We start from the raw sequence: 12,065 nt of genomic DNA on the forward strand, positions 1-12,065 counted from the left end.
AGCGATCCGGCCCAAGATCAACCAACAGCTGCACTCGCTGCGGCTGCCTGATCACCACGCTGCGATCAGATCACAGGCCTCGGGATTTACACCACTCCAAGGGACGCGACCAGAAGTTTCCCTCGGCCAGCTCCTTGAGCATCGCTTTATCGAGCTCAGCGTCAGCGAGTAATCGCTTGAGCCGGTTGTTCTCCTGTTCCAGCTCCTTGAGGCGCTTGGCCTCGGTGGCCTTCATGCCACCGTAAAGCTGCTGCCAGCGGTGGTACGTGGGAGCCGACACCTCCAGGGTCCTGCACACGTCAGCGACGGTCTGGCCCTGGTTGAGGAGCTGCTCAGCGGTGCGCAGCTTGCGGATGATCTGCTCGGGGGTGTGGCGCTTGCGTTTCATGGGGCTTCTCCTGGCCAAGTCTGGCCGGTAGGCAGGGCTGATTCAAAGTTTCAGCACGGGTTCAGCTCAGGCTGGTACTGCGCCATCGCCAACAGCGCTGTGATGTCGTGCATCACCGCCTGCATTCCAGCGCGGATTGACTGAAAACCTGCGAGGCGTAAGAGGTTCATCGCTGCAGGTCGCAGCGCCGCCATCACTCCGGCGCCATTGCCCCGGTAGCGGTGGCCATCCTCATGGAGCTGGGTGTCCCGGACCCAGTGCCACCCTTCAAGGCTCCAGCGGTCTCGCACAAGTTGCAGCAGGGCTTTTGGGGTAGTCCGCAGGCTGGTGAGAAAGAAGTGATGCTGCAGGAAAGGTTTGCCATGTCGGGTGCCCTCCGCGAGCACCTCCACGATCCAGCTGGTGCCGATCCAGGCCTCGAAGATGTGCTCCGGCGCCTGTTTGGCCCGCAGCGTCCAGGTGATGTCGCGACCATGGCTGATCTCCTGATTCGTTGCCACGAAAGGGATCTGGAGTTTCCCCTGAAACTGGCTACGGATCTGGCGGTGCAGCGTCTTCTGGTTGGCTTTAACGCTCAGGAGGAAGTCGGCCCCCTGCTCTGTGAGCTGCCGAAAAACGGTTTCTGGGTGTGGAGAGCGTCCGCCTGGATCAGCACACCCTCGAGATCCAGCTCACCGAGCAGTTTTTTGAGTACCGCCCGCTCGTGGTTCTGGCCGATGGCGTAGCAGGCCTGGCTGATCGCCACGCCCAGGGCAGCCGAAAACAGGGTCACCTGGGCAATGAAGGCCGACCCGCCACCGGCGGTGGGCTCGATCGATCCTCTCAAGGTCTTGCCGTCGCAGATCAGTTGGTCGAGATCAGCTGCACCACCGTGGATCTGGGCGATCGTCCAGTCACGGATGGCCGCGCACAGTGCCGCCACGTCCACTTGCAGGAAGAAGTAGCGGAACGAGGAATCCGATGGCGGTCGCCTCAGCTCCAGGCTCAGTGCCTCGGTCAACACGCCGTGGTGGCGGATGGCAAAGCGCTCCAGATCCCGCAAGCTCTGGCAGCGGCTCAGGATCCCCAGCACGGCCACCAGCAGCAGATACCAGGCCGGAATCCGCACCCCACGCCGCATCCGGGCGTCCGGGATCGCCTTGAGGAAGCTGATCAGATCGAGATCGGTTGCAGCAGAGGCGCTTTCGGGCACAGGGAGAAGGCCATTCCGCCGACCTCAACCCATGGTCGCAGTCTCGGCAAGGAAACCCTTGGCGGACTTTGAAGCAGCCTGCCTCCCGACGGTGGAGAGGGGCGCCTTGAGGGCCCTGACGATGCGGCGGAGCATGCAGCGCTGGTGCCGTAGATCCACAGCCTGCTGCAGCTGCTGCGGATCGAGCGTCCGCCGCTGGCTGCGGCGAACAGTCCGTCGATCCGCCAGGGCAGTGGGGCCGCCATCACGGAAGCGCGCCAGCCACTTGTAAGCGCTGCACAGGCTGATCCAGGCTTGCGTCGCAAGGGCCTTTAGGGGCACGCCCACATCGAGGTGCCGACGGATCAGACGCTGCCGACTGATCGGCGTCAGTCGGGCCAGTGGGTGGCTATGCATGGGAGGCGAGGTCTTGGGACGGGCGGTGACACCCCGACCCTGGCGACCTCACACCCAATCGTCAGATTCACAACGTGGTGGGACCACACGCCTGGAACGCAGCAGACCAATTAAATGCTACACTTAACAAGAGTGCTGGGCCACTTTTTAGCACCTAATGGATGCACGACGTGCCAAGAAAATGTCCTTCTGCTTCGTTAGCGAGACGGGCCGATCTAATGCCCCCCTGGAGGATCCTTCGGTTCGCTATCGCTGCTATCATCCAGCAGAAGCGCTTCGAGACGAAGGTCATGACTGCACTGTCATCGCGGCTTCTCGGTTCTTCATGGATCCACCACTCTGCCACGATGTCTATGTGTTCCATCGCCCCAATATGGCACGCGAAGGATTTCTTCGTGTTCTAGCCACACTTCGCGAGCATGGGGCGACACTAATCGCTGATTACGATGATTTAATATTTGGTGGAGAGCGACTAGCGCTGGCGTCATCAGCAGTAAAGAACGGAACACTGAGCAATAAACAGGCCATCAAGGCGTTCCAATGTAATCTTGATGGGATGCGTCAGTTTGACAAAGTAACAGTATCTACGGGGCCACTTGTTGATAGAGTACTGGAATTTAATCCATATGCCAAAGTGCTCCAAGCGCCAAATGTAATCCCACCCTCAATCAACTCAATTCACAAAGCCATCGGAACGCCATTCCTCAAGCGTCCTTCCTCTACCATTGGCTATTTCGCAGGAACGCGCAGCCACGACAAAGACTTCCCTATTGTGGAAGAAGCAATATATCGAGTGCTTTGTGAGAACCCCAATTTCAGCCTGCTGGTCGTTGGGCCAGTTTCCATGCCGCGCGGACTGAGCATGTTGCCAAACGTTAGAATCGCGGATGTCGTGGCCTATCAGCACCTGCCTGCGCTGATGTCAAAATGCTCAACAGTTATTGCCCCATTGGAGCATAGCGATTTCAACAGATGCAAATCACGCGTCAAATTCCTTGAAGCGGCGCTTGGAGGGTGCAGGCTAATTGCGACCCCAATCCCTGACATGAGTTCAATCGGGACTGACCATCTCACCCTGGCGGAAAGCATGGATGATTGGTACGAGGCTCTCTCGAAACCCTTAGACCAAGATGCAAGAATAGATCTTGCTCGCCAAAACTTTAATCTTGTACAGAATATGGTATTCAACAAGGCCCTGAAAAGGCTTGCAGGCTTATCATGAAAGTCTTGATCTATGTCGAACCACACCCAATCCGGGATTCGCTAGTCCACTTTGGTGATGTCGCGGCAAGACTTTCCACATTTCTTGTTTCGCCAGGGGATTATGATGTTCGCATGTTTGCCAACAATCCAACATTCAAAAAAATCAAAGATAGACTCAAGCCTTATAGTAACAGGCTTGTCCCAACAACTGAAATCGAAGATGCCGATCTCCAGTCCTACCTAGAGGTACCCTGGGTACCCGAAGGTCTTGCCGTGTGGCATGACCTGATGAGAGGCAAGGGAGAGGCGGCGGAACTACAATTGAACATGCTTCGCAGGATTTGGAACGAATTCCCTTTTCAAATAATCGTTCACTGGGGGGAAAATGGGGCCGTCAACCGATTTCTTGACGAACACCCTGTCACCCGGGTGGCCTTGGAGCTTGGCTGCACACGCCCCCCATTCTTTGACTCTTTGGTCATGGATCCCTTCGGTACTAACGGGTCTAGCGTGGTTTCCAAATTAGGCTTGCAAGATCTCCGTGGCATAGTCAACGGAAGGTCACTCTCCAAGCACGAGTCGCTGGGCTGTTTTTCAAGCGATACTCAGAGCACTGGCTATTCCCTGCAGTTCGACCCTCTCCCAGGGGAACTGGGATCTCGTTTGGTCAACCAGAAGATCGCATTCCTGCCTCTTCAACTGTTTGACGATGCCAATCTAGTTCGGTTCTCGCCCTATGCGACCTTAAAGGATGTTGTTCTCGATGTCGTCCCGAAGCTATCGGAAGCCGGGTATCTAACGATTATCAAGCCGCATCCCGCATCAAAGCACCGCAAGGGAGCGAAACTTGAAAACACATTAGCCCGCACCGCGTTGCAACCTTGGATAAAAGACGTCATATGGTTACAGCTATACGAAGGCCATCAGATTCCAGCAGCGAGACTCCTTGCGCTCGCAGATTTGGTCATAACGGTTAATAGCTCTGTCGGGTTCGAAGCGCTTTACTACGATAAGCCTGTAGTGGTAATGGGCGATGCAATATACAAGGCAAGTGGGGTCTTCCCTTCACTGGAAGACGTTCTACTAGGCAGATTTGATCTTGAATCCTATCTTGATGCGGCTGGCATACTGCGTCGATTCATGCTTGGTGGTTATCTACAGCCAGGCAAGATTCTTGACTACGCATCACTCTCTTGCGACAGGCTTGGTATAGTCCATCATGCATGGCAGTACGGCGCTGCAGATCCCGTTAGTTACGCTAATGAGTTTTGGCGATCCCTCTACCCTTCACAATTAGCAGAGGCGAGATCAAGAATGTTTTGGGGTATTTCGGAAGCCGCAGGATCTAGGCTCAATTCGGCGCATGCCAAGGGAACCTCTTTAGTAACTAATAATAGGTCGACAGTTTTAGCCTCAATTGCACAAGGGTACCAACTACGCCTGCCGAGCATCTCACAGCTGAGGGCAAAATGGTTGGCCTTGAAAACTGAACAATGGCTAACCGACCAATGGATGTCAAGCTCAGGGCGTTTCGAAGTTGTGTCTATTGGGTCTATTGTTGATCAAGATTATTATCTTAAAAGATATCCTGAGCTGGAAAATGCTGGCGTTGATCCAGTTCTCCATTATGCACTGGAGGGTATCGAGGAAGGGCGCTCACCCCAAGCCCAGCTGTCCAGGACTTCAGCAGAGAGCATGTTGAGCCATTTGTGCGTTTGTGCAAAGTACTTAGAATACGACTTACAAGGAATATCTTCTGCTTTGCAAATAAGCTCTGAGGAACTATCAGCATATGGGGCCATATCTCGGCGCATCAGAAAATATATTTTGGATGTCTATGGCGATTCATTTGCTGACTGGATCAGTGGCGCGTGGAACAACCAACAAGCTCGCAAAGATATTATAAGGCTTTGCCAGTTAGTAGATCCTGAATATTATTTAGGCAAATACCAGGACGTGCGCAAAGCATCGATTGATCCAATTGAGCATTACGCAATGTACGGCATAACCGAAGGAAGGTGCCCAAGGCGCGGTTGCGAAAATCTTGATTCCGAAACGATTGAGAGGATGATTACCTCCATGGCTGATAAGGGCCAGCAAGCCCTGCCCGCACCAGTCTATTTGCTGCCCAAGGATCTTGAACTAAAACGCAAGAAGGATTTACGCCGGCTTCGAGAGTCTGTATTGAGCAGCAAATGCCGCATCGCAGTTATTGCGCATTTATATTACACAGATCTGGTTCCAGATATCCTGATACGACTTGCTGCAATCAAAGAGCCGTTTGACTTGATTGTGACCATGCCGGATTGGGGTGCTCGGCGAATCACAGAGCTGGTTCAAGAGGCTTATCCGAGTTCCCTGTTCTATGCGTCAGTCAATCGTGGACGTGACATTGGTCCTTTCATGGATCTTCTGCCGACGCTGATTGATAAAGACTATGACGTCATTTTGAAGCTTCAGACGAAGCGTGGCTACTTCCGTTCAAATCACATGATCCCCGAATATGGTGAGATTTGGCGTAAGGATACCTTTGACGCCCTTCTTGGGAGTGAAAGTAGGGTCTCAGCCATCCTCCATAAGTTTAGCGCCGAACCGCAGCTAAACATGGTGGGACCAGAACCCTTCCTATTGCCTCTATACAGTTATCCCTATCACGATGGTGGCATACTGGCTGATGCCTTGATCGGCGAACTCCGCCCTGATAATGGGCAGTTCTTTGCAGGCACGATGTTCTGGGTCCGCCCGTCCTGCTTACAGCCGTTGGCTCAGTTAAACACTTCTCATTTTGGCTCGGAAACGGGAGCTAATGATGGGGGCTTAGAGCATCTGATCGAACGCATGTTCGCAGATGCAGCTGCTGCGGACAGCGGCATGCTGGCCAGCGCTCCGGTTGATCCAGAAATATGCATTGACATGTCACCACGTCCAAACAACACAACGATCGATGCCTATATGAATGCACGTCACCGTGAAAGTATTGCGTCTCGGCGTGCCATGCATAGCGAAAGCCTAATGTGGTGATCATGAAGCAATATGTTCACACATGCATCCTCCCTTACGCAAGAAGTGCGGTACGATGTTTTCACTTGGTAATATTGATTAACCCATCCATCGATTGCCGAGAAACCCGTGAAAGCATACTTCTGCATCAATGAGCACGGACTGACCACGCTTGGCGAACGGTATCTTGAGCATTTAGTAGTTGCAATTTATTCATGTATTCACAATACGGACCTAGAGCCCTGCCTTCTTTACGATGGGTCATCGCATGACATCCTTCGGGTTGTAGAAGAACTTGGGTGCACTATCCTTCGGCATCAACTATCGTTCAAAGATGAGTTAGGGGCCGCATGCAAGGAAGCTCAAGTCAACTTTGATGTCGCAAGCGGTGCGTTTTTAAGGCTTGATATTCCGCTTCTCAACCAAGAGGACGAACTGTCTCTCTACGTAGATGTTGATGTCATGTTTTTGCGTCAGCCAGACTTTTCTGGCTGCCATCCAATGTACTTTGCTGCTGCACCTGAGTCTGATGTAGAAAACTATTCTCACATAAACTCTGGCGTCATGTTGATTAACAATCATGGGTTAAGAGCTGAGCTCCCAGGTCTTATCGAGAATATAATTAGGGGTAGGCTTAGGGCTTTGTCGGGAGATCCGTATCACCAGGGACATCTAAACGATTACTTCAGAGATAAGATTGACCGTTTATCACCAGTCTTCAACTGGAAGCCCTACTGGGGATGCAATAGTGAAGCCTCGATAGTCCACTGGCATGGCGTAAAGTATCCTGAAGCCAAAGAAATATCTGAGGGACGTGAACGCGAAATCACAAGTTATCATCCGCATCCAGAGATTTATGACCGAAACCCACAAGGGTATTCTTACTATATCAGCAAGTTCGAGGGCCTCCTCGAAGCATCTTCGCTTATGGCGTCTAAATATAAACTAAACCATAATGAAGAATCAACGCCAAAAGTCACGGTCGTAGTTGGCCCCAGTCACGTTATTCTGTGGAAATGGCACGTTCGAGATGGGGTCGTGTCCTCTGATCTGAAGCATGAGCAATTCATCGGCTTAGGTGGGGCGCCCATTTGGTCGAAATACCTCTTCGAGTCCGCCCGTAATGCTATCAAGAATGGAGGCACAGTTGGTGTCATGGTTGGTGACTTTCGGTTTGGAAATGCTATCGCACGTGCTTCCGATTACGAGGCTTACCTCCTTTTTCAGGATAGCTATTTGGGCATCCATCCAAGCGCAATGACCCGTGAAAATGATCTCTTCATGCGGGAGCGCGGATTAGCAGCCATCAAGTACTGGCATAAGGCGTTCGGAGAGAATGCAAGACTTATCTTATGGGATTTGTTCGGGCGACAAGTATTCGACCGCCTTTCTGGTCGACATATTTGTGATCGCCGCTACTTGCATCCTGTTTTCAACTACTGCGAAACTGTTGCCTGGCTTCCTAGTGCTGAGATTGTAGATATGGCTCCATTGTTACGCTGGCCGATGCATGAGATCAGGCGTCTTTTCATTGACAGATCTTGTCATCCTTCGCAGATTGGCTACATCTTTCTAAACAAAGCATTGTGCCGGGGACAAGATGTGATCACGGCCTATCGGGAAGCGACTAGCGAGGTTGAGTCTGCGCTACTAGCGCTCGCCCGTCAGGTATCGGTCGCCAAGGGCAGCCCGGTGCTCATCACAGGGCGCTCAGTGTGGCTCGACACAATCGTGGGTTACTTGGGAGAGTTCGGGATGGCGCGTTTGGCAGAGGCGGGCTTGGTGCTCGCACCGTTAGCGCACGTAGCGGGCCAGCCCACTATCTTCCAGATCATGCAAGAGGTGCCGCTAGACCAATGCACTCCGGTAGTTTTGTCAGCTGGGGGGCATGACATTTCACCGAACTTGGCCCGTGCATTTTGCACTTCTCTCGCATTTTGGCATGATCTGCCTGTCGTGGACTGGGAGGAAGGCACTAAAGAAGCAATCACTGCGCGTGGCGAGACTCCTCGCTACTCCTACGTGAAGGCGAGCAAGGCACCGGTGTCCGAGGTTTTTGTTCCGGTTCTAGCCACGCATATGGTTGAGCAGGGTCCGGCCGGCATGCCATCTTGGGCCGGTATTGTCTACATGTTGGAACAGATAGCTGCGGGCGCGGTACCGGCACGGCAGCTCGCAGCGGCCTCCGATAGCCGACTGCCAACCACGAAAGCCTTGATGGAAGACGTTCTTCTCACCGACGAAGGTAATGCGTTCCTAACCGGTGACAACCATTCAGTTCTAAAGTATGCCACAGGTGAACTGAAGCCATCCCAGAGATCTGTCGAGGCATTCCGCAGCAATATCGCGGCCCGTCGCCGCGTTTCTCACTCTTTGCGCGCACCATATGTGCATGTTATATTTCCTGATAAGCAGTCGGTCCTTTCTGACTCTTTCCCGTATCAGCCAGTTCACCGTCTCGGCGAACTCTATACCTATAGTCTGCCTGCCAGTCTTCGGCCTAGTGTGATATATCCTGCGGATGCTTTGCGGCAGGTTGCTGAGCCTTCGTCATTCACGCCCCTAGACACGCACCTTTCAGATCATGGCTCCCTAGAGGTCATGCGGTTGATACTGGATGAGCTGGGCATTGACGCCGCGGCGACACTGGATCACATAAAGTCGCGGATCAGTCGGATTCAGCGTTGGTCTGGTGATTTGGGCAACAAGTTCTCTCCACCGTTGCTTCAGGAGGCCAAAGTACTTGACGCAGACTGGCCCGTCATTGAACTGCGTAGCCCAGGAGGCTTCAACGACGGGATGATCGATATCCTGCTTAACCCCGCTGCCGCAAATGACGCAACGCTATTGATCTTCGGCGATTCCTTCTTTCGGATGATGCTGAAACATCTAAGCGCGGTATTCTCAAAAATCATCCACCTTCGCAGTCTTTTTATGCATCCGGAGATGGCGGCACTTATCGCACCTGATTACATGCTGACTGGAAATGCAGAGCGCTACTTGTCTGATGTGAAGCCAGATACTGAGGCACACTCTTTTTCTCTCTACCCGTACCTGCGCACTGAAGCACCGGCTCCACCCGGAGCGGACTTCCTTGCAGCATGGCGGGCCATGACCGCTCCCAAGTCGGAATTTGCGGCCGCATATTTTCTTTCAAAGGGCTTTGGCATGCGACCAGTCCAGTCTGCTATTTCAGGAGATGTGCCTCTGGCCCGAGCGCGCCAAGGCGCTGTGATCGAGAACTGCTACAAAAAAGCACCAGTGTTGAGCATCAGGCACAATACTTATTTCCCGGTTTACGAGTACTTGTTTGAGCATTTCATCGATCGGAATGTGACGATCGTAGAGATCGGAGTCTTAAACGGCGGATCGCTGTTCATGTGGCGAGATTATTTCGGCTCCTCCGCACGGATCATCGGCATTGATCTAAACCCAGAAGCCAAGTGGCTTGAGAAGGAGGGTTTCGAAATTTACATAGGCAGTCAAGCTGATCCCAAATTCTGGGAGGAGCTCTTTGCCAAGTTGGGCCCCGTGGACATAATTATTGATGATGGCGGGCACACCTTTTCCCAGCAGATCGTCACTGCAGCCAATGTGCTTCAACATGTCCGTGACGGCGGAATGCTGGTCGTTGAGGACACCCATTCGTCTTACATGGCCGAATTCGGTGGCCCCAGCCCCGTATCTTTTATCTCGTATGCGAAGAGCATCGTTGATGGAATCAACTATCGTTACTCACAGTTTGTTACTGACAGGCCGAGTGAGCGGGCGGTGTGGTCCTTGCAGTTCTTTGAGTCTATTGTCGCCTTTATAGTGAATCGGTCGCTTGCGCATGTCTCGTCTGCCCCTACCAGTAACAACATGCCCTCGCTCGATACGCGGGACTTTCGCCATTCGGACATGGCTGTGTTGTCTGATGCAGACCTCTCCGCTCTGTTTAAGTATTCGTCTTGACTGTTCACCTGGCTAAACACTTGGGAGTTCGCGGAACAACCGCCTAAGAAGCCGCAGCTTTTCTACTTGGGGCCTCTTGAATATGGTCAGATACACTGCAGCACAATGGATGTCAGTAGTTTCTGGCGGTAAAATGTGCCTCAACGTGCCGTTTTGAGCCCAAATGCGGCCCGGAGTTTTCCACATGTATCGGCTTGAGCATCGTTATTAGCTCTCGTTCGAAGACTTCTTCATGCCGTTTGGCGGCAAACTCTGGGCTTCCCCCGATTTCGTGGACACCGATCAGGAGTTCACAGGGTTGAGTGTACGGGCAGCGATGAACTCCTGCTCGTAGTCGATCGGACTGAGGTAACCGATCGTTGAATGCCGCCGTTCTCGGTTGTAGTAGTCCTCAATCCAGAAGGCCAGATTGCGCTGCAGCTGCTCAGGAGAAATCAGAATGTCCCGATCGTCATCGAGGTCCAGTTCCAGTGACGTGACCCCCTTTATCGGTCCAGTGCTTATGAGAGTGGGTGGTCGTGGTCATGCGGCAGCTCCCTGTTGAGCTGCCTCTAGGGGCGTACGCCCCTGGAGGGCCGAGTGCGGCCTGAGTGAGTTGTACTCCCAGCGCCAACGATCGGCCAGGATCTGTGCCTCCGGAGCTGTGGTGAACAGCTCGGTATTGAGGAACTCATCCCGGAAGCGGCCATTGAACGATTCGGCGAAGCCGTTCTCCCATGGGGATCCCTCCGCGATGTAGGCCGTGCTGGTGGTGGTGCTGGCCTCACACCAGTCCCGTAGGGCCTGGGCGATGAACTCCGGCCCGTTGTCCGATCGGATGAACGCCGGGGCCGGGTAGAGGCTGGTGAGCTCCTCCAGCACCGCCACCACGTCCTTGGCCTTGCACCGCCTGCCCACTCGGATGGCCAGGCAGAGGCGGCTGTGCTCGTCGATCACGTTCAGGAACTTGAGTCTGCGGCCGTCGGCGGTGGCGTCGAACTGGAAATCCATGGCCCACACCTGGTGGGGATGCTCAGCCCGGTGACGCCGCACCGAGCCCTCAGCGGGTCGTGCCCGCTTTCGCTTTCTGGGAGTGGGCCGCTGCAGGCCTTCCTCGCGCCAGAGCCGTTGCACCCGCTTGTGGTTCACGGTCCAGCCCTCGCGCCGCAGCAGGCGGTAGGCCATGCGCCGGCCCCAGCGGATGTGCTCAGAGGCGATCTCGCGGAGACGATGCCGGAGCTTGGCCTCCTCGATGTCGACAACCTTGCCGGCATGGCGCTGGGTGCTGCGGTGCTGTCCAACAACACGGCAGGCCAGGCGCTCTGATGCCCGGTAGCGCTCCCGCAGAACCGCAACGGCTCTGCGGCGACGCTCCGGGCTCAGAAGTTTCCCTCGGCAAGGTCCTTGAGCATCGCTTTCTCCAACTCGGCTTCTGCCAGAAGCTTCTTGAGCCGGGCGTTCTCCTTCTCCAGCTGGGTCAGCCGCCTGGCTTCCTCGGCCTGCATGCCGCCGTACTGCTGGCGCCAACGGTGATACGTCGGCTGTGTCACCTCGATGACGCGGCAGATTTCGGCGACGGTCTTGCCCTGGGCGATCAGCTGCTCGGCGGTCTTGAGCTTGCGGATGATCTGCTCCGCTGTGTGCCTGGTGCGTTTCATGGTCGAGTCCCCGGCCCAGTCTGGCCGGCTGAGGACTCTCATTCACCCTGGTCCGGTTTCCGGGGGCCACGTCACCAGCTTGAGGGTGGAGAAAAAGCTCTCCACCACGCCATTGTCCCAGCAGCAGCCCTTGGCGGACATGCTGCTGGCGATCCCGTGTTTTCCGAGCAGGTCGCGGTAGTCGGGTCGCGTCCCTTGGAGTGGTGTAAATCCCGAGGCCTGTGATCTGATCGCAGCGTGGTGATCAGGCAGCCGCAGCGAGTGCAGCTGTTGGTTGATCTTGGGCCGGATCGCT

Annotated in this window: 5 protein-coding genes and 3 pseudogenes; 3 read left to right on the forward strand and 5 right to left on the reverse strand. The window is 54.4% G+C overall.

The genetic code is table 11. From position 1 onward, the window contains the following. Positions 1-118: 118 nt before the first annotated feature. The 3 genes and pseudogenes from ACLD7X_RS14250 to ACLD7X_RS14260 form a co-directional block, all read right to left on the reverse strand. A pseudogene (locus tag ACLD7X_RS14250) lies at positions 119-388 on the reverse strand (transposase); the annotation flags it as partial. A 50-nt stretch (positions 389-438) separates the two neighbouring features. Further along, positions 439-1,580: pseudogene (locus tag ACLD7X_RS14255) on the reverse strand (ISAs1 family transposase). Positions 1,581-1,604: 24 nt separating this feature from the next. Further along, positions 1,605-1,976, reverse strand: a complete 372-nt coding sequence (locus ACLD7X_RS14260) for a leucine zipper domain-containing protein (RefSeq protein WP_411424323.1) — start codon at positions 1,974-1,976, stop codon at positions 1,605-1,607. A 325-nt stretch (positions 1,977-2,301) separates the two neighbouring features. Here ACLD7X_RS14260 and ACLD7X_RS14265 point away from each other — a divergent pair, with 325 nt between their 5' ends. The 3 genes from ACLD7X_RS14265 (at position 2,302) to ACLD7X_RS14275 (ending at position 10,133) form a co-directional block, all read left to right on the forward strand. Next, on the forward strand, positions 2,302-3,198 hold the full coding sequence (locus tag ACLD7X_RS14265; RefSeq protein WP_411424324.1) for a glycosyltransferase: 897 nt from the start codon (positions 2,302-2,304) through the stop codon (positions 3,196-3,198). Then, positions 3,195-6,200, forward strand: a complete 3,006-nt coding sequence (locus ACLD7X_RS14270; protein WP_411424325.1) for a rhamnan synthesis F family protein — start codon at positions 3,195-3,197, stop codon at positions 6,198-6,200. The genes ACLD7X_RS14265 and ACLD7X_RS14270 overlap by 4 nt, the downstream gene beginning before the upstream one ends. A 108-nt stretch (positions 6,201-6,308) precedes the next feature. Then, complete coding sequence (locus ACLD7X_RS14275; RefSeq protein ID WP_411424326.1) at positions 6,309-10,133, forward strand: class I SAM-dependent methyltransferase; 3,825 nt, start codon at positions 6,309-6,311, stop codon at positions 10,131-10,133. Positions 10,134-10,655: 522 nt separating this feature from the next. Here the strand turns inward: ACLD7X_RS14275 and ACLD7X_RS14285 are convergent. Together ACLD7X_RS14285 and ACLD7X_RS14290 are read right to left on the reverse strand one after the other, a co-directional pair. Further along, a protein-coding gene (locus tag ACLD7X_RS14285) for an IS3 family transposase (protein WP_411424327.1) occupies positions 10,656-11,770 on the reverse strand; the annotation gives its coding sequence in 2 pieces (ribosomal slippage) (positions 10,656-11,509 and positions 11,509-11,770; 1,116 coding nt in all). Positions 11,771-11,812: 42 nt separating this feature from the next. Continuing rightward, a pseudogene (locus ACLD7X_RS14290) lies at positions 11,813-12,065 on the reverse strand (hypothetical protein); the annotation flags it as partial.

It is taken from the genome of Aphanothece microscopica RSMan92 (assembly GCF_046613545.2).
Taxonomy (GTDB): domain Bacteria; phylum Cyanobacteriota; class Cyanobacteriia; order PCC-6307; family Cyanobiaceae; genus NIES-981.

What these genes read in the sequence shown, in the direction of transcription:
- ACLD7X_RS14260 (WP_411424323.1), bottom strand. Translation starts at nt 1,976, where the DNA reads ATGCATAGCCACCCACTGGCCCGACTGACGCCGATCAGTCGGCAGCGT.
- ACLD7X_RS14270 (WP_411424325.1), top strand. Translation starts at nt 3,195, where the DNA reads ATGAAAGTCTTGATCTATGTCGAACCACACCCAATCCGGGATTCGCTA.
- ACLD7X_RS14265 (WP_411424324.1), top strand. Translation starts at nt 2,302, where the DNA reads ATGGATCCACCACTCTGCCACGATGTCTATGTGTTCCATCGCCCCAAT.